We start from the raw sequence: 18,033 nt of genomic DNA on the forward strand, positions 1-18,033 counted from the left end.
ATAACTTATTCTATGCTTTAGTTTTGATTAAAACCTTACTTAAAGTTAAGAAAGTCAGTTTATATTTAGTGTTGGAGGAATAAAAATGAATAAAATATCAGCAAAACACTTTATACTCTTTATATTTAGTGTTACATATATATCATTAAAAACATATCCTTCTTTGTTTATTAAAGAGGGGGGAAGGGACACTTGGCTATATACATTAATTATATATTTAATATTTTTTGCATTTGCGATGTACTTAATTTATGTTATGGATTCTAAAAAAGTTTATAATATAAATGAGATATTTACCATTGGTCTTTCTAAGACTTTAGGAAATATATTTTTGCTTCTATTTGCATTTGGATTATTTTTAGCCTCATTAGAAGCTACTTCTGTAGAAGCTAATGTTATTAAGTCTTGCTTTTTCCTAGAAACTCCTACGTGGTATATAATAATATTTTTCCTTTTACCATCAGTATTTTTAATAGGAAAAAGTATGAGTACATTATTAACATTTGTAATAATATTAATATCTTCATTAGGTGTTAATACTGCCTTATTAGCTATTATTACTGAAAAATATAAGGATATTAAATATATAATGCCAGTACTATCTGGCAATATCAGTAGTGAATTTTTCTCTACCCTTTTACTTGTTTTATGTTCATTATCTGCTTTTGTTATTGCCTTACCTTATTTAAAATACTTAAATAGTGGAAAAGACTTAAGAAAGCATAGTGTTATTGGATTAGGTATATTAGGTGCCGTCTGCATTTATGTTTTAATTGGTATATTATCTAGTTTTGGACCTATTAGAGCTGCGAATTTGTTTTATCCTGAATTTACTCAAAGTCAAAGAGTTCAAATTGGAGGATTTTTAGAATTTGGAGAATTCTTTTTCTTATATCAAACAGTTGCAGGATTTTTCTTGAAATATATTCTTTGTACTTATGGAATATACATAATATATAAAAAGTATATTAAAAATACTAAATATTTCATAACAGTTTATACACTGGCTGTATTTATATTTTCAAGCTTTATTTCTAGGAATAATTATATTTTATTTTTTATACTAAAGTATTATCAATACATTAATCTAGTATTATTTATAGTAATTCCATTAATTGCTTATATCGCTTTTCAAGTTCGTTATAAAAAGAAATAATTTTACCTTATTTCAACAGTATCTTTGTTGCATTTTTGGTAAATTATGCTATAATAATAGTGTAATAAAAATCATTAGGAAATTCTATGATAATATCATTAAATACCCCTTTTTTCCTTAGTGGGTTAAGTTAGTAGTTTTATCAAGATTAGCCCTATGGATTTTAAGGAGGTAAATGAAAATGGAAGATAAGAAGATCATTTGTAAGGACTGTGGAAAAGAATTTGTATTTACTGTAGGAGAACAAGAATTCTACAAAGAAAAAGGATTTGAAAATGATCCTGTAAGATGCCCAGACTGCAGAAGAGCTAGAAAAGCTCAAAAAATGAATAGAGACAGAAGATAATTATTTAGAATTAAATGTAGGAGCTACTAGTGTAGCTCCTTTTTTATTATACTTTATCATCATATAGCATAATTCATTTGACATAAAATTTTGGTAATTTTATAATAGTAACTATAATTAATCATGTACGACTGAAAAGGTCAAATTATTACTAGCCTTAAAATTTAGAAAAGGGGTGCTATCTTTGGAAAACATAGCAGATAAGAAAAAGATAATTTTCAGCGGAATTCAACCTTCTGGAAATTTAACTTTAGGAAATTATTTAGGAGCATTAAAGAATTGGGTTAAGCTTCAAAATGAATACGATTGTTTTTTCTGTGTAGTTGATTTACATGCAATTACAGTTAAACAAGTTCCTGCAGATTTAAGAAAAAGAACTTTAGAAGTTTTAGCAATCTATATTGCTTGCGGTATTGACCCAAATAAAAATACATTATTTATTCAATCACATGTGCCTGCACACTCAGAAGGTGCTTGGTTATTAACATGTAATACTTATATGGGTGAGCTTTCAAGAATGACTCAATTTAAGGATAAATCTAAAAAGCACGGTGACTCAATCCCTGCTGGTTTATTTACTTATCCTGTTCTTATGGCTGCTGATATATTATTATATAACACTGATTTAGTTCCTGTTGGAATTGACCAAAAGCAACACTTAGAACTTGCTAGAGATTTGGCTACAAGATTTAATAATGCTTACAGTCCAACATTTAAAGTACCAGATCCTTATATTCCACCAGTTGGAGCTAAGGTTATGAGTCTTCAAGATCCTACTAAAAAGATGTCTAAGTCTGATGATAATCCTAATAGCTACATCTTAATTATGGATCCTCCTGAAGTTATAAGAAAGAAAATTTCTAGAGCTGTAACTGATAGTATTGGTGTTATAAATTATACTGATGAACAACCAGGCGTTAAGAACTTACTTGATATTCTTATTTCAATTAAGGGATATAGTAAAGATGAAGTTGTTGAGCTTTACAAAGATAAGGGATATGCTGATTTAAAGAAAGATGTTGCAGATGCAATTGTTGAAGAATTAGCTCCTATTCAAGAAAGAGTAAACAACTTACTTAAAGATAAAAAAGCTTTAGAAGAAATTTATAAGCTTGGTGCTGAAAAAGCAAATTATGCTGCTATTAAGAATTTAAGAAAGATGCAAAAGAAAATAGGGCTTATACCTAGATAAAAATGTCATATATTCTATTATTAAGGATATAATAATAATTATTATATCCTTATTTTTGAAAGGTGTTTAACATGAAAATTTACAGAAAAGTTGTATATATACTATTATTACTTTACATAACAATCTATCCTATACTACCAACCTATGGAATTATCAGTGCTGATACTGTTCTATATCTTTTAGCTTTATTGTATATATTGTCATTATTACTATTTAATGAAGAAAGAATAGAACTAATATCACTTATTAAAAATATTGTTAATAATCCCTGTATTTTAATAATTTCTTGTATCAATATTCTTATGTATCTATCTACTTTTATTGCTACTGATAAGCATATTGCTTTAACAAATAGCATTAGATTCTCAATGTATATATTTGTATTTTATTTAATTGCATATAAACTAAAAGAACTCACTGCTATTTTTAAGTGTCTTATATTTACAGGTTTTTTATCAGGTATATTCAGTATTTCACAAATTATTTACACATTGTATCTAGGCTATTCAATAGATCCTAGCATACGTATACCTTCGTTTTTAGAAAACCCTAATAACTTAAGTGCATATTCTATTTTATTGATTTTTATAGTTATTTCACTATTAATTAATACTAAATATAAAAAGAAAAAATTCTTATATCTAGTATTAATTATATTACTTTTAATAAATATTATTTTTTCTCAATCTAGAAGTGCACTTCTATCAATAATAATTGGATTTATGTTATTTTATATCTTATGGAATAAAAAATATTTAGTGATATCTTTATTTATTCCGATAATATTATTCATTATTCCTCAAAGCAGAGTGAGATTCCTTCAAATTTTTGATACTACTCAAAACAGTTCACGTTTCAAAATTTGGGAAATCACCAAATTAATGATAAAAGATAATTTATTAACAGGAGTCGGTTACGAAAATTTCTCCGTTGATTATCCTATATATATAAATAATTATCCTGAATATTCTGTTCATGATGAATACTTAGCGCTTCATCCTCATAATATCTTTTTAAAAATACAAGTTGAACTAGGCATTTTAGGAAGTATTCTATTCGTTCTTTTAATTCTTTCAATAATTTATACCTTTTATAAAATTATTACTAACAGTGTAAATAATGATATAAAAGTATTAACTATAGGTTTTGGTACATCATTTATAAGCTTTGGATTGATGAACTTAATTGATTGCTATATTGGAGCCTCAAAAGTAATCATTACTTTCTTTATACTCTTAGGAATTTTGACTTATATAAAGAATAATCTTTCCTAAGTTTATTAATAAAAAAGATATAATCAATATAAGTTTGACTTTTCTATTCTCTAAAGTAATCAAACCTTATTGATTATATCTTTTAAATATTTAACTATCTTTCCCAAGGTTTAGTATTTAAATACTCTATAAATGGTTCTCTAAGTTCTTCCCTCTTCATTGCAAACTCAACAGTTGCTTGTAAGAATCCTAACTTATCACCAACATCATATCTTTGTCCTTCAAAATCATATGCATACATAGCTTCATTTTTAATTAATGTTTCTAATGCATCTGTTAATTGAATTTCATTTCCTTTTCCTGGCGCAGTATTTTCTAATATTTCAAATATTTGAGGAGTAATAATATATCTTCCTAATATAGCTACATTACTTGGTGCCTCATCTACTGCTGGCTTTTCAACTAATCTTTTAACCTTATATACTCTATCTTCTATATGAATTCCATCAACAATACCATACTTATCAACATTTTTAGGATCTACTGTTTGAACTCCTAATATAGTAGTCTTATACTCATTAAAGCAGTTAATTAATTGCTTTAAGCATGGAACTTCACTATCAACAACATCATCACCTAACATTACTGCAAATGGTTCATTACCAACGAAAGATTTTGCACAATGAATTGCATGACCTAAACCTCTTGGTTCCTTTTGTCTTATATAGTGAATATCCACCATATCAGAAATTCCTCTAACCATCTCAAGCATTTCTTGCTTTCCTGCTTTTTCAAGTTCTATTTCTAATTCAACTGATTTATCAAAATGATCTTCAATAGACTTTTTATTTCTTCCTGTAATTATTAGTATTTCTTCAATCCCCGATGCTACTGCCTCTTCAATTATATATTGAATTGTTGGCTTATCTACTATTGGAAGCATTTCCTTCGGCTGAGCTTTTGTTGCTGGTAAAAATCTTGTACCAAGTCCAGCTGCTGGTATTATTGCCTTTCTTACTTTCATATTATTCCCTCTCTTACACAAGTAAAATTTTAGTATACTTAACTGAAAATATAAATTTTCAATTTGGCTATTTCAAATTACTCCTTCAACTGTAATGAGAAGGAGTTCTCTATAATATTATAATATCATAATAGGCTATTTAAAAAAAGAATAAAGTAATTTATCCCAATGCCTTTACAAAATTCATATCTACTTCTATTTTATAATTTTTATTATTCCCTATAAAATAACCATTAATAGCTTTTTATGTATAGTTATTTTCAAATATATATAGTTTATTTATTTGAAAATAGCTATAATAAATGTTATTATTAAGTTTGCAATTAATAATTATTAATTTATTAATTAAATCTTATATTAAATTAATAATTTATAAATTATTCTTTAGAAAGAGGTATACATATGAAAAATAAAACAAGAGATTCTATTGTAGTAGGTTTTGCCCTATTTTCAATGTTTTTCGGTGCCGGAAATTTAATCTTCCCACCTGCACTTGGAAATATGCTAGGTGACAAATACTTATTAGGTATAGTTGGATTTGTTCTAACAGGTGTTGGACTACCTTTACTTGCTATACTTGCATGCTCAAGAGGTAATGGTACTTTTGAAGGTATAACAAATAAAATAGGTGTAAAATTCACTTTAATTCTTACAACTGTTTTATTCTTTGCAATAGGACCACTATTAGCAATTCCAAGAACTGCTGCAACAACTTTTGAAATTTCAATATTTCCATTTTTCCCTAATTGGTCGCCAATAATAGTAATGGCAATTTACTTTATTATTAACTTATTCTTTGTATTAAGACGTTCATCAATTATTGATACTATAGGTAAATTCTTAACACCAGCATTAATAATAATATTAGCTATAGTAATTGTAAAAGGGGTAATAAGCCCTATTGGTGAAATTGTATCAACTGATGCAACTAATGTATTATCAACATCTTTACTTGAAGGATATCAAACAATGGATGCATTAGCTGCTTTATTATTTGCAGGAGTAATAACTTCTTCTATAATTGATAAGGGCTATAAAGGAAAAGAAATTAATTCTGTATTATTAAAAGCTAGTATTATTGCAGTTATTGGATTAGCATTTGTTTACGGTGGATTAACGTATATAGGTGCTCATACTGTAAACTTAGTTGATGCAAACATATCAAACACTTCATTATTAGTGTTTATTGCTGGAAGAATTTTAGGTACTTTTGGTGTAGGTTTAATCGGAGCTGCCATCGGTCTTGCTTGTTTAACAACTTCTATAGGACTGTTAACAGCTGGTTCTACTTTCTTTGAAAAAGTAACTAATGGAAAGTTATCTTATAAATTCAATGCAATTGCTATTTCTATAATGAGTTACATAATTGCTTGTCAAGGTGTTGATAAGATTGTTAAGTTATCTGTTCCAATATTAAATGTTTTATATCCTGTGGCTATTACTATTATTATAGTTACTATGTTTAATAAGATTTTAACTAATATAATAGCTATTAGATTGGCTGTTTATACTTCATTAGTATTTGGATTATTATTTGCACTATTTGGTAGTGCCTTAAACTTCCTTCCTTTAGCTAGTGTTGGATTTGGATGGGTTATTCCTACTTTAATTGCTTTAGTTATTGGATGCTTTATAAAACCTAAAAAAGCTGAATAAATTACATCGAGTAGGAGGAAAATAATTATTTTATTTTCCGTCCTCTCACACCACCGTACGTACCGTCCGGTATACGGCGGTTCCTTAAGTTTAATGAATTTTAATATATTGACGCGTTAGGCTTTTCAAGCCTAAGTCGTTAAAGAATTTATTTGTTAGTGTAGTATTTAATATAACACTATTTGCTACTCGCCAATATCCTTTACGGGTGTTGGCGAATTTTATTGCTTGATAGTGATTAAGTCCTAATTTATTAAGGTTTTTATATCTTGTTTTAACCTTCTTCCATTGTTTCCATACACACATTCTTAATCTCCGTTTAATCCATTTATCCAAAAGAATTTCTCTAAGTCTATGTCTACAACCCATGTATAACCTTCGTTAATATAACTTTCAGCTTTCCTTATTGCATCTTTTACACCTCTGCGAGGGCGGAATCCAAAGCTATTCTCTGATAAATTTTCATCATAAATTAGATTTAATTCCTGTGAGATTGCTTGTTGGATAAATCTATCTAAAACCGTAGGTATTCCTAATAATCTAGTTCCTCCATCTGGTTTTGGGATTTCAACTCTTCTAACTGGCATTGGTTTATACTCATTATTAAATATATCTTCTCTAATTTTGAGCCAATTCGTTTGTAGAAATTGTTTAAGTTCATAAACTGTCATTCCATCAACTCCATGACTTCCTTTATTAGATATTACTCTATTCATTGCTTGAAGTAAGTTTTGTCTAGATAATATTCTTTCTAATGAGCCATATTCAAATTCATCGGTTTCTCTTTTTGAAGTTGCCGAGAATTCTCTATGCACTCTTTGCCTATTTTCGAGTTCCACTCTATCTTTGGCACTAGGGCCTAAATATTTAGTTTTCTGCAATCTTTGATTATTCTGCGAAACTTTGAAACTTCAAAACCTCCTTAAGGTTCAGTCCTTCGTCCGCTATCGCGATTAGCGGAGTTACTATGACTTCTGCTGACTTCTGATAGTTCAGCTACATATCGCTATGTAGGTTATTACTTTAGAAATTCATCTTTATTAGTAATATATCTATCAGACCTCCCCAGGTAAGAACAACAACCTTCATCTCATATATCTGCTACATTTACTCCTAAGATTTCGGGTAGTGTTGGACTTTGTTTTGTTATGCAAACTCGTCCGACCTTAGTAAGCCTTGTATGTAGTTCGTATTCCTCAGACCGAGACTTTGCCTCCGACTTCCTTCAGATTCTACCTCACAGTAGACACCCTTGTCATTGGCTAGTGGTTCCCACTACCAAGCCCACAACGGACTTTCACCGTCAAGTTGTTGCCCATGCTGGGCGCACATAAAAAAATGTGCCAGCAATAGCTGACACATCCTTATTCATCTTTTTCAATAGCAACTTCTTTCTCTTCCAAATTGGTATATGTTGGAACTATCGACTTAAGCTTAGCTCTTATTAAGTCATTATCCCCTTGAATTGCTATATTATTAATTTCTTCGATTTCTTCTTTTAATTTATCTAAATCAAAATTTGCAGGCTTTCCTATAAATATTTTCTTATGTGCTGTTTTTTCTAACCCTTCCTCATCCATTAATAATTCTTCATATAACTTTTCACCTGGTCTTAATCCTGTTATCTTAATATCTATATCTTTAAATGGCTCAAATCCAGATAATTTTATTAAGTTTATAGCCAAATCATATATCTTTACTGGTTTCCCCATATCTAATACAAATATTTCTCCACCTTTAGCATAAGTTCCAGCCTGAAGAACTAATTGAGCCGCTTCTGGTATAAGCATAAAATATCTAACTATATCTCTATGTGTTAATGTTACAGGACCACCTTCAGAAATTTGTTTTTGAAATAATGGAATAACTGATCCATTACTTCCAAGAACATTTCCAAACCTTACAGCCACAAAATCAGTTTTGCTTCTAATATTAATAGCCTGAACTATCATTTCGCACAATCTCTTTGTTGCTCCCATAACATTAGTTGGATTAACTGCTTTATCTGTAGAAATCATTACAAACTTATCGCTTTCATATTTATCTGCACATTCAGCAACGTTTAAAGTTCCCTTTACATTATTTTTAATTGCTTCTTGTGGACTTCCTTCCATTAAAGGTACATGCTTGTGTGCTGCTGCATGGAATACTACCTCAGGCCTATATTGTTCAAAAATCTCTTCTAATCTCATTTTATCTCTTACAGATGCAATAATTACTTCCTTATTTACCTTAGGGAATTTTCTAGTTAACTCATTCTGTAAATCATATGCATTATTTTCATAAATATCTAAAATCAATAATTTTTTTGGATTAAATGTTGCTATTTGTCTACAAAGTTCTGAGCCTATAGATCCTCCTCCACCAGTAACAAGAACAACCTTATTAGTCAAATAATCGCTTATTCCACTCTTATCTAACTGAACTTCTTCTCTACCAAGCAAATCCTTTAAATCTACATCTCTTACTTGCTTTAAATCAATTCCACTATCAATAGACTCATAAAAGCTTGGTACTATCTTAACTTTAGCTTTAGCTTCCTTACAAATCTCTAGTATTTTACTTTTTTCGTCTGGTCTCATTGATGGTATTGCTAAAAATATAGTTGTTACTTTTGTTTCCTTAACAATATCTAAAATATCATTCCTATTTCCCAAAACCTTTATACCTTTTAAGTAAGTATGATTTTTATTTGGATTATCATCTATTAATCCTACTATCTTATAATTAAAGGACTCATCTTTTCTTATTTCCTCTATTAATAATTGTCCACAAGCTCCTGCCCCTATTATTATAGCTCTTTCTCCATTACCTATATATCCTCTACCATATATGCTTATTCTTCTTATAATCCTATAAGAAAGCCTTAATCCTAGAATAAATACTATTATAAAGAAACATGAAAGTATAGTTACTACCCTTGGAATTCTAAAAGACATAAATTCTGAGATAACAAAATTTAAAACTCCTGCACTAAAACATGCTGTTGCTCCATAAATTACTTCATCTATTCCAGCTATCCTCCAAATACTCCTGTACATTTTAAATAATGCTAGCATTCCTATATACGTTATTAAAATCAATGGTAAATATCTTACATAAATATCATTATAAATTTCATTATATACTGAGCCAAGCCTTATATAAAAGCTTATTAAATACGCTACATTAATAAGAATTATATCTGCTATTACTAACAACATAACTCTTATCTTTTTTTCACTTCCCATAGCTCCTCTTCCTTTCATAATTCATTGATATTTTATACATCCAAAATTATCATATTAATTATATCAATATATAATTCTATAATCAAATTAATATTTTCTTACATCCTTATTAAATAAATTAATAGTTATTATTTATCTATTCAATATCTTTTATATTATATTCTTATATATAATATAAAAGGGAGTATTATTTATTAATCCCCCTTTTATATTATCTACTTATTTTATTTCTAATGCTCAATAACTTTGAAGTAATAGGTATTCCAAAGAATTTAATTGCCCACTTTATTACTGTAGCCTTTTTACTATTATAATCATCTATTAAGTATAAATTTTCCTTAAGAATCTTAAATAATTTCTTTCTTTCTTCTTTTGAATATTTACTATATTCATTTAATATGGCTATATAATTATGTAATATCCTACTATTTAGATATTCAATCATATTTTTTGAAAAATCACTTTTTTTACTTATATTATATAAACTATTACATATTATAATTTTATCATAACTTTTCTTTGGGTTAACCATTCCCATTATTGAATTAGAATTTCCTAATCTGTAATTATATATTGTTGGCTTTATTACTGAAAAAGTTTCACTCGTACATAATACCCTTGGAGTCCACTGTTCATCTTCATGATATATACCTTCCATAAATCTTAAATCATATTTATAGATAATCTCTCTCCTTATTATGAATCTTACCGCAGCATAACTCACATTACCTAACTGATAAAAATATTCATAAGGCTTCATATTTTCCTTTATATCAAATTTAAAATCTTGATAAATTTCTCTATTTCCATTTGGATAAAAAACTGAATAATTCCCTATTATTAAATCAGTACTCTTCCTTGCTGCATCAAGTATATTTGAAATACTACTATCAGATATATAATCATCACTATCAACAAACCATATATACTTACCTTTTGCTTTATCTATTCCAGCATTTCTTGCTGATGATAATCCACCATTTTCTTTATGAATTACAGTTATAAAGTTATATTCTTTAGCATATTCATCACATAAAACACTACTATTATCTTTAGATCCATCATCTACTAGAATCACTTCTATCTTTTGATCATAATTTTTAATAATACTTTCTAAACATTCGTCCAGATACTTTTCAACATTGTATACAGGAACAATTATGGAAAGTACAATATCATTTTTCATATATATTCTCCTAATTTTCTAATAACTTTTTATCATTAGCTAATGCAACCACAAAGCCCATATATATCCAGAATACAGTTGCCATGAATGAGTTCTGATAAAAGATTTCAGTTAAAAATACAGCCGTAATTAATAAAGAACCTATCAATAATGACATAATACTATATATATAATAGCCTCTATTATATCTTTTATTTCCAAATACAATCTTTACAATATTAATCATTATTAATACCAATAAAGTCATCATTATACTTACTGCTACTATCCCACCAGATAAAAGCATATGAATAAAACCATTATGAACAAATTGCTTTTCTAAAGATGATCCTGGTGTAAATTCTGCTGCCTTTGAAACAATATTTCTATCTCCAAATCCAAATATTGGTGAATACTTTATTAATCTAAATCCATCTCTCCATAATGTCAATCTTCCATTTGATGAATCTATTCCTCCTCCTACATCTGGTCGTTCAACAGTAATATTCCCTGAGTGAGATCCTACATCCGTTCCTGTTGTATTACTTATAAATTCTTGTGTACTAATTGTTAATCTCGGTATATTAGCCAAAAGCTTTCTACTATTTTCAAAAGAAAATACTATAGTAACAGAAATAATAAGTCCACATAACAATCCTACTATAGTTCTTATAACAATTGCTTTTATCTTATTTTTTAATAAATAATCAGTTAAAAGATATATTAATCCAAGTAAGACAAAAATAAAGGCGATTTCTCCCCCCCTTGATCCAGTTAAAATAATAAATATATATTGAATTATAATATTTATTATATTAAATAACTTTATCTTACCTTTAAAGCTTTTATTAGCAAAAATAATAATTATTATTGAACATATTAAAGATACTATCCCTATACTACTTCCTTGATTAGGATCCACATATATTCCCCATAATCTCGCAGCATAATATCCCTGTGGTATTAGTGCTCCATCAGCTCTATTAACCCAATATGAAATGTCTAAACAAAACATTGCAACAGAAATAACTGATATAATAAAAGTACTTATTACTATTACTGATGAAACTTTTATTATATCATTATATACCTTTTTATTATCTTGTGAATACTCATTAATAAACATAACAAGCAACATTATTGCTGACCATATTAGTGTTTTTGTATTTCCAAAAATATTAAGAGAGCTATTAACAACTATCGTAATAACATACGCCGCTAAAAATGCAAAAATTATACAAAAATAACTTTTCTTGATATTCTTTCGTTCCAATACTAAATTTTTAAATAGTATAAGTAATCCCCACAATAATATTATTGGAGAAAAATACCCTGTAATTCTAGGTCCAAAGCTTAATGTATGTACTAATGCCCACGTCATAAATACAATTTTATAATAAACACTATCACTTAATAACTTAGACTTATATACATTGTTAATTATATTCATATTTAAAACTCCAATCATTTATATAGTATTTGTCTAAACTTAACTTTAATAATAAAAATAAATTTACTAATAATCCACACTAATAATGGATATCTTAATGATACCTTTAATACCTTAATCATTGTTCCCATATTATAAGTATTATTTATTATTTCACCATATTTCTCTGTAGACTTTTTTATCAATCTAATCTTTTCATTAAGGCTTAATGCACAATCTTTATTATGCAAATCTATAAAACAAGAATACATCCATTTAATAAAGAGATTATTCAAATTTACTAGTTTTTCATTATTAATATTACACTCTTTAAAATAATCATTACATTTACAATAAATAAAATACATTAAGTCTAGCTTGTTTTCTCTATACTTAAACGTTAAATTTTCTTCAACTTTCATACAATAATGATAATAACATTTATCATCAAAAATAACTTTTTTACAATTTTTTAAATACTCTAAATTAAACAATAAATCTTCACCTAAATCAATTGTTTTATCCATATAAATATTATTATCAATTATTATTGATTTTTTATATATTTTATTTACAGGAGAGTTAATATATGTTCCGTTCAGTCTATCCATTACAGCAACTGCAATATTACTATTTCCTTCTTCTATCTTATATTCAAAAGTTTGCTTTGATGATTTTATCTCATTCTCACTTTCAATATCCAAATATAATCCTGTTATTACTGAATCAGCTTTATTTTTCTCAATCTCTTTTAATGTCTCTTCAATCATATAAGGATCAATAAAGTCATCAGCATCTATAAACTGGATATATTCTCCTTTGGAAGTTTTTATTCCTATATTTCTAGTTTCCGATACACCTTTATTTTTATTGTCTATTACCTTAATTCTCTCGTCTTTTTCTTTATATTCATTAATAATATCTATGCTTTTATCCTTTGATCCATCATTTATAAGTATAAGCTCAAAGTTCTTGTATGATTGATTTAAAATACTATCTACACACCTTTTTAAAACTTTTTCTGCATTATAAATAGGAACAATAATACTTATTTTAGGCATAATAATCCCTCTTCATATATATTCTATAAATTTAACTTCATTATATGCTTACCTAGCTCTCTATTTTCAACTTCCTTCTCAAAAACAGAGTAATAAGCAGATATATCATTCACTTCATTAGTTGATAATACTAATCTCTCTAATTCATCTAATAAATTAGTATTCTCTATTAAATCTACTGCTGTTTTAAAATCTCTTACTGTACTTCTTGTAGTTCCTGTTATTCTAACAGCCTTTTCTAAAATTCTTCTAGTATTAATTAAAGCTCCATTCTCTGATACTCCTGTTAATACTATATCCCCACCAAACTTACACTTTTCAATTATTTGATTAATAGCATTTTCTGCAGCATTTCCTCCAACACATTCAAAACATAAATCAAATACTTCTTTATTTAGCTCAGCAGAGTTAACTAAATAAGTTCCATCAATATTAAATTTATTCAACTTATACTCATTGTTACCAATACAATATACTTTGCTTTCTGGAAATAATACCTTAAGTGTATTTGATAATATATATCCTAGTATTCCATCACCCCATACACCTATTTTCAATCCATTTACATTATCAACTCTTCTAATTGCAGCTACCGCTACAGATATTAACTCTAAAAATACATATTTTTCACTATACTTTTCATTATCCAGCTTAACCATATTCTTACTTGGATAGCTAAGACACTCACATGAAAAGCCATCATAATTACTTGAAGCAAACTTAGCCTTAGGACAATAATTTTCACCTAAAGCCTCATTATCCTTACAATTAAAGTCACAGTTATCGCATTCACAAATATTAGGTACTAAAACAACTTTATCTCCTACTTTAAACTTACCAGTATTATCTTTTAATATGGTTCCTGTAGCTTCATGAATTAATCTCATTGGATATTTTAATCCTAATATTCTTTCATCTCTTTTGCCTAGGTAATATCTTAAATCTGCTTTACATACAGCTATATAATCTACCTTAACAATTGCATTACCTATTTTACTTTTTACAGTATCTACATCAATTTCAAATGTTTTAGGTGAAATTATCTTAAACCCTTTGCTTAACACCTAAATCACCTCTATCTTACTTATCTTTATTACTGATTTTAATAATAATAAATCTTCAAATGTAGTAATTTTAAAATTTAATTTATCTCCATTTACTAAATACACATCTTTATTTAAAGCTAAAACCAGTTGACAATCATCTGTAGCATCTTGAGTTTGTCTTTCTATTGATACTTCATGAGCTTCTTTAATTAATTTATACCTAAAACTTTGTGGTGTTTGTCCTAAGTATAGTTCACTACGCTTTGGAATTGTATCTATAGTTTCATTATTTATGCTTTTTACAATAGTATCAGCAGAAGGTATAACTGTATCTACAGCTCCATGTTCTTTTGCTCCACTAATATTTTCATTAATTATTCTTTGAGATATCAGTGGCCTAGCTGAATCATGTATAACAAGAATATCATCCTCAGTACATTCTCCATCTAAAGCTCTTATTGCATTATATACAGATTCCTGCCTAGTATCTCCTCCATTAACTATACCTCTTACCTTATTTAAACCAAATTTTCTTATCCATATTTTAAGGTCCTCTTGCCATTCACTCTTGCAAACTACCATTATTTTATCTATTTCTGGATTTACATCAAAACTTTCTAATGTATGTATTATCATAGGTTTTCCATATATATCTATAAACTGTTTCGGTATATCACTCCCCATTCTTGTTCCTGATCCACCAGCTAAAATAATTGCTATATTCATTTTTATCACCCTTCTTATATTAATATAGTTTTAATTTCTTTACTCTTATTTATTACTGCTTAACAATAATTCCACAGCTAATTGTGATGAGCTTTTTTCTTCCCTTTGATTAAATTTCTTAGCGAAATTTTTAACCCTATTACTATTTCTAGATTTTAACTCATCGTAATTTTTTATCTCTTTTATTAATTGATTTTCAGTTTTTACTATTGGTCCCGGAACAAAACTTTCATATTCATAATAAAAACCTCTTATCTCATTTTTATACTCGTCTAAATCATAGGAATATAAAATTATAGGATTACCAGTTAAAGCAAAATCAAATATAACCGATGAATAATCAGTTATTAGTAAATCTGCTGCTAATAATAATTCTTGCATTTCTCCATAATGAGAGAAATTAAATACAAAATTACTATACTTCTCATCTATATTAATTGCATCATCCATGATATTGGGATGTAGTTTTAATAAAATTACATACTCATCCCCTAATTCCTTATATAACTTATCAAAATCAAACATTAATTTAAATTCTCTATTATCTCTAAAAGTTGGAGCATATAATACTATTTTTTTGCCTAAATTATTTCCTATTTGTGAATTTATATATTTCTTTAATTCTAATATTTTTTCCTTATCATAGAAACAATCATTTCTCGGAATTCCAATTGGATATATTATATCTTCAGATACACCAAACGCATTACTATAAATTTCTCTAACTTCTTCACTACTGCAAAGTAAATAATCCCAATTTTGGGCCTCTTTTCTCCATGCTAACTTTTCATGATCCCTATCATCTTCACTTTCAATTATATCTAATCCAAATTTTTTAAAAGCTCCTGCAGCATGCCAAGTCTGCATGTAAACCTGATTTTTTTTAGGCTTTAATTCACCCATTATATGACTATTTGCTACCCAATACTTACTTGTACATAAATAATATAAATAATCTATACTTCTTATATTTACATATTTAACTCTATTATTACTTATTTTATCTTTTCCATTATAAACAACTATGAATTGATAATCATTGTATCCATTTTCTATCATATAATCCATCATAGCCTTCGGATTACATGATATGCTTTTACCCCAATATGCTTCAAATAATATTCTTTTATTATTAACTTTTGTAAATATACGTAAAATATAGTAGATTTGTATAAATACTTTCATTCTAATTTCTTTAAAAAATTTCATTTTACTATTCTATCCCCTTAATTATTTATTAATTCTTATCAATACTATTTCTTTTTAAATACTTCAAACCTAAGTATGCACATACACAAATAATTAAAAATATAACTCCCCATCTCACAAACATATTATTTAAGAAAATGTAAAATATACAACTTATTATTATAATAACAAAAACGCCTAGCAAATTGTATAAAAACGGAAAATCTGCATGTCTAAACTTAAATTTAACTATTATAAAATGCATTGCAAATAAAACTATATATGCTATTAAAGTTGATAAAGCAGCTGCATACATACCTATTTTTTTAATAAATATATAATTTATAATTATGTTAATAATTGCTGATATAATAGTTCCCATGGCTATAAAGTTTGTTTTCTTCATATAAAATTGAAAATTTGACGGGAATGTATATAAAAATACAAAATAGTATCCAGCTATTATTATAGGTAATAATCCTATTCCTGACCAATATGACTCTGGTGATAATATCTTTACAATTTCAGGTGATCCTAAAATAAACATCGAAGTTAAAACTGTAAATATCCCTATATATATTGCTGATACTTTTTTAATCTCTTCACTATTTTTTTCTTTTAATTTCTCAAAATACCATGGCATCCACGCACTGTTAAGTGCAATCTGTATGGTATTTATTAAAGCTCCAATAGTATAGGTATAGCTATATATCCCTACAATATCATCATTAGTATATTTTTGTAACATAATTTTATCCGCTTGATTTAATACTAAATGTGATAAATTATGAAGTATAAGAGGAATAGCTATAGGCAAAGCAAACCTCCAGTACTTAATATTAATAAATGTTCTCCCCTTAAGAATTATTTTTATGTACAATATAACTCCTATAACTATAGTTGCTATAGCACCACCGTAAATTCTTCCAAGATATCTTTCATTATTCATTGATAATATAAGTAATACTGATGCACTTACATTTATAATTGTGGATATTGCAGAAGTGAATAGAAACGCCTTATGATTCCTATCGAATGTAAAAACTGCAGTTACATAATTAATTACAAAAGCAAAAAAGCTTTCAAATAATAATATTAAAATTAATGAACTTTTTAATCCAAATATATTAGCTAGTTCATTCTTAAAAAGTAAACTAACTATACAAATTACGGCGAAACTTATTGTTCCAAGAAATAATGTACTAGATAAATATTCATTATATTCCTTATCACCTAAATTTGCTTTAGCACTACCTATAGTTCCATTCATACTTAATCCAACTATTATTGCAAATATTGCGCTCCAAGTAGAATAAATTGTTATTATTCCAAACTCCTCTGTACTTAGTAGATTAGTAAATATAGGTGTTGTAAAGAAGTTAATTCCTTTTAACAAAAAAGTTCCTACAGTATACCAAATTGCAGAATTTAAAAGAGTATTTCCTTTTAGTAATGATTTAATCCTCATATGTGCTCTCCCTACAGTATTTTAATTATATAAACTTCTTGTAATATATATTCTATGTATAACGTATTTAATTATTATAACTCAAAATAGTTTATTATAAAACTTTTTTATAATAACTTATTAATATATTAT

At 27.2% G+C, this 18,033-nt stretch carries 17 protein-coding genes; 5 read left to right on the plus strand and 12 right to left on the minus strand.

Translation table 11 applies throughout. From position 1 onward, the window contains the following. Positions 1-85 precede the first annotated feature (85 nt). The 3 genes from TY07_RS13175 (at position 86) to trpS (ending at position 2,694) form a co-directional block, all read left to right on the plus strand. Positions 86-1,156 carry an endospore germination permease gene (locus tag TY07_RS13175; RefSeq protein ID WP_042400808.1) on the plus strand — a complete coding sequence of 357 codons (1,071 nt, stop codon included), beginning with the start codon at positions 86-88 and terminating at the stop codon, positions 1,154-1,156. Positions 1,157-1,337: 181 nt separating this feature from the next. Continuing rightward, on the plus strand, positions 1,338-1,502 hold the full coding sequence (locus TY07_RS13180) for a zinc-ribbon domain-containing protein (protein ID WP_042400811.1): 165 nt from the start codon (positions 1,338-1,340) through the stop codon (positions 1,500-1,502). A gap of 193 nt (positions 1,503-1,695) precedes the next feature. Further along, the gene (gene trpS / locus TY07_RS13185) at positions 1,696-2,694 is read left to right on the plus strand and encodes a tryptophan--tRNA ligase (protein WP_042400844.1); all 999 of its coding nucleotides are present in this window, start codon (positions 1,696-1,698) and stop codon (positions 2,692-2,694) included. Positions 2,695-2,836: 142 nt separating this feature from the next. Here trpS and TY07_RS18385 read toward each other — a convergent pair whose 3' ends face one another. Continuing rightward, complete coding sequence (locus tag TY07_RS18385) at positions 2,837-3,052, minus strand: hypothetical protein (RefSeq protein ID WP_172676185.1); 216 nt, start codon at positions 3,050-3,052, stop codon at positions 2,837-2,839. Between the two features lie 10 nt (positions 3,053-3,062). On the opposite strand from TY07_RS18385, the gene TY07_RS13190 reads away from it, so the two are divergent. Beyond that, entirely contained in the window at positions 3,063-3,968 is a 906-nt protein-coding gene (locus tag TY07_RS13190) for an O-antigen ligase family protein (protein WP_172684749.1), read from the plus strand. 94 nt (positions 3,969-4,062) lie between these two features. On the opposite strand, the gene galU is transcribed toward TY07_RS13190, so the two are convergent. Next, a complete protein-coding gene (gene galU / locus TY07_RS13195; RefSeq protein WP_042400815.1) occupies positions 4,063-4,932 on the minus strand; it encodes a UTP--glucose-1-phosphate uridylyltransferase GalU in 870 nt (289 codons plus the stop codon). 402 nt (positions 4,933-5,334) lie between these two features. Here galU and brnQ point away from each other — a divergent pair, with 402 nt between their 5' ends. After that, positions 5,335-6,588, plus strand: coding sequence for a branched-chain amino acid transport system II carrier protein (brnQ, locus tag TY07_RS13200; protein ID WP_042400817.1), 1,254 nt, complete (start codon positions 5,335-5,337; stop codon positions 6,586-6,588). 90 nt (positions 6,589-6,678) lie between these two features. On the opposite strand, the gene TY07_RS18850 is transcribed toward brnQ, so the two are convergent. The 10 genes from TY07_RS18850 to TY07_RS13250 form a co-directional block, all read right to left on the minus strand. After that, on the minus strand, positions 6,679-6,894 hold the full coding sequence (locus TY07_RS18850; protein WP_341349579.1) for a hypothetical protein: 216 nt from the start codon (positions 6,892-6,894) through the stop codon (positions 6,679-6,681). A gap of 2 nt (positions 6,895-6,896) precedes the next feature. Next, positions 6,897-7,427: a reverse transcriptase domain-containing protein gene (locus tag TY07_RS17840; protein WP_341349580.1), complete on the minus strand. Its 531-nt coding sequence runs from the start codon at positions 7,425-7,427 to the stop codon at positions 6,897-6,899. 525 nt (positions 7,428-7,952) lie between these two features. After that, positions 7,953-9,818: a polysaccharide biosynthesis protein gene (locus TY07_RS13215; RefSeq protein ID WP_042400824.1), complete on the minus strand. Its 1,866-nt coding sequence runs from the start codon at positions 9,816-9,818 to the stop codon at positions 7,953-7,955. Between the two features lie 211 nt (positions 9,819-10,029). After that, entirely contained in the window at positions 10,030-11,004 is a 975-nt protein-coding gene (locus TY07_RS17410; protein ID WP_052330730.1) for a glycosyltransferase, read from the minus strand. 10 nt (positions 11,005-11,014) lie between these two features. Next, positions 11,015-12,433, minus strand: coding sequence for an O-antigen ligase family protein (locus tag TY07_RS13225; protein ID WP_042400827.1), 1,419 nt, complete (start codon positions 12,431-12,433; stop codon positions 11,015-11,017). Positions 12,434-12,447: 14 nt separating this feature from the next. Then, positions 12,448-13,473: a glycosyltransferase family 2 protein gene (locus TY07_RS17415; RefSeq protein ID WP_052330731.1), complete on the minus strand. Its 1,026-nt coding sequence runs from the start codon at positions 13,471-13,473 to the stop codon at positions 12,448-12,450. Between the two features lie 23 nt (positions 13,474-13,496). Next, entirely contained in the window at positions 13,497-14,537 is a 1,041-nt protein-coding gene (locus TY07_RS13235; protein WP_042400830.1) for an alcohol dehydrogenase catalytic domain-containing protein, read from the minus strand. Then, positions 14,538-15,245: a 2-C-methyl-D-erythritol 4-phosphate cytidylyltransferase gene (ispD, locus tag TY07_RS13240; protein WP_042400833.1), complete on the minus strand. Its 708-nt coding sequence runs from the start codon at positions 15,243-15,245 to the stop codon at positions 14,538-14,540. Between the two features lie 45 nt (positions 15,246-15,290). After that, complete coding sequence (locus TY07_RS13245; protein ID WP_042400836.1) at positions 15,291-16,454, minus strand: CDP-glycerol glycerophosphotransferase family protein; 1,164 nt, start codon at positions 16,452-16,454, stop codon at positions 15,291-15,293. Between the two features lie 28 nt (positions 16,455-16,482). Next, positions 16,483-17,901, minus strand: a complete 1,419-nt coding sequence (locus tag TY07_RS13250) for a lipopolysaccharide biosynthesis protein (protein ID WP_042400839.1) — start codon at positions 17,899-17,901, stop codon at positions 16,483-16,485. Positions 17,902-18,033 lie beyond the last annotated feature (132 nt).

Source organism: Clostridium saudiense, assembly GCF_000577815.1.
Taxonomy (GTDB): Bacteria; Bacillota; Clostridia; order Clostridiales; family Clostridiaceae; genus Clostridium; species Clostridium saudiense.

What these genes read in the sequence shown, in the direction of transcription:
- TY07_RS13175 (WP_042400808.1), top strand. Translation starts at nt 86, where the DNA reads ATGAATAAAATATCAGCAAAACACTTTATACTCTTTATATTTAGTGTT.
- TY07_RS13180 (WP_042400811.1), top strand. Translation starts at nt 1,338, where the DNA reads ATGGAAGATAAGAAGATCATTTGTAAGGACTGTGGAAAAGAATTTGTA.
- TY07_RS18385 (WP_172676185.1), bottom strand. Translation starts at nt 3,052, where the DNA reads ATGCTATTTGTTAAAGCAATATGCTTATCAGTAGCAATAAAAGTAGAT.
- TY07_RS13190 (WP_172684749.1), top strand. Translation starts at nt 3,063, where the DNA reads ATGTATATATTTGTATTTTATTTAATTGCATATAAACTAAAAGAACTC.
- galU (WP_042400815.1), bottom strand. Translation starts at nt 4,932, where the DNA reads ATGAAAGTAAGAAAGGCAATAATACCAGCAGCTGGACTTGGTACAAGA.
- brnQ (WP_042400817.1), top strand. Translation starts at nt 5,335, where the DNA reads ATGAAAAATAAAACAAGAGATTCTATTGTAGTAGGTTTTGCCCTATTT.
- TY07_RS18850 (WP_341349579.1), bottom strand. Translation starts at nt 6,894, where the DNA reads ATGTGTGTATGGAAACAATGGAAGAAGGTTAAAACAAGATATAAAAAC.
- TY07_RS13215 (WP_042400824.1), bottom strand. Translation starts at nt 9,818, where the DNA reads ATGGGAAGTGAAAAAAAGATAAGAGTTATGTTGTTAGTAATAGCAGAT.
- TY07_RS17410 (WP_052330730.1), bottom strand. Translation starts at nt 11,004, where the DNA reads ATGAAAAATGATATTGTACTTTCCATAATTGTTCCTGTATACAATGTT.
- TY07_RS13225 (WP_042400827.1), bottom strand. Translation starts at nt 12,433, where the DNA reads ATGAATATAATTAACAATGTATATAAGTCTAAGTTATTAAGTGATAGT.
- TY07_RS17415 (WP_052330731.1), bottom strand. Translation starts at nt 13,473, where the DNA reads ATGCCTAAAATAAGTATTATTGTTCCTATTTATAATGCAGAAAAAGTT.
- ispD (WP_042400833.1), bottom strand. Translation starts at nt 15,245, where the DNA reads ATGAATATAGCAATTATTTTAGCTGGTGGATCAGGAACAAGAATGGGG.
- TY07_RS13245 (WP_042400836.1), bottom strand. Translation starts at nt 16,454, where the DNA reads ATGAAATTTTTTAAAGAAATTAGAATGAAAGTATTTATACAAATCTAC.
- TY07_RS13250 (WP_042400839.1), bottom strand. Translation starts at nt 17,901, where the DNA reads ATGAGGATTAAATCATTACTAAAAGGAAATACTCTTTTAAATTCTGCA.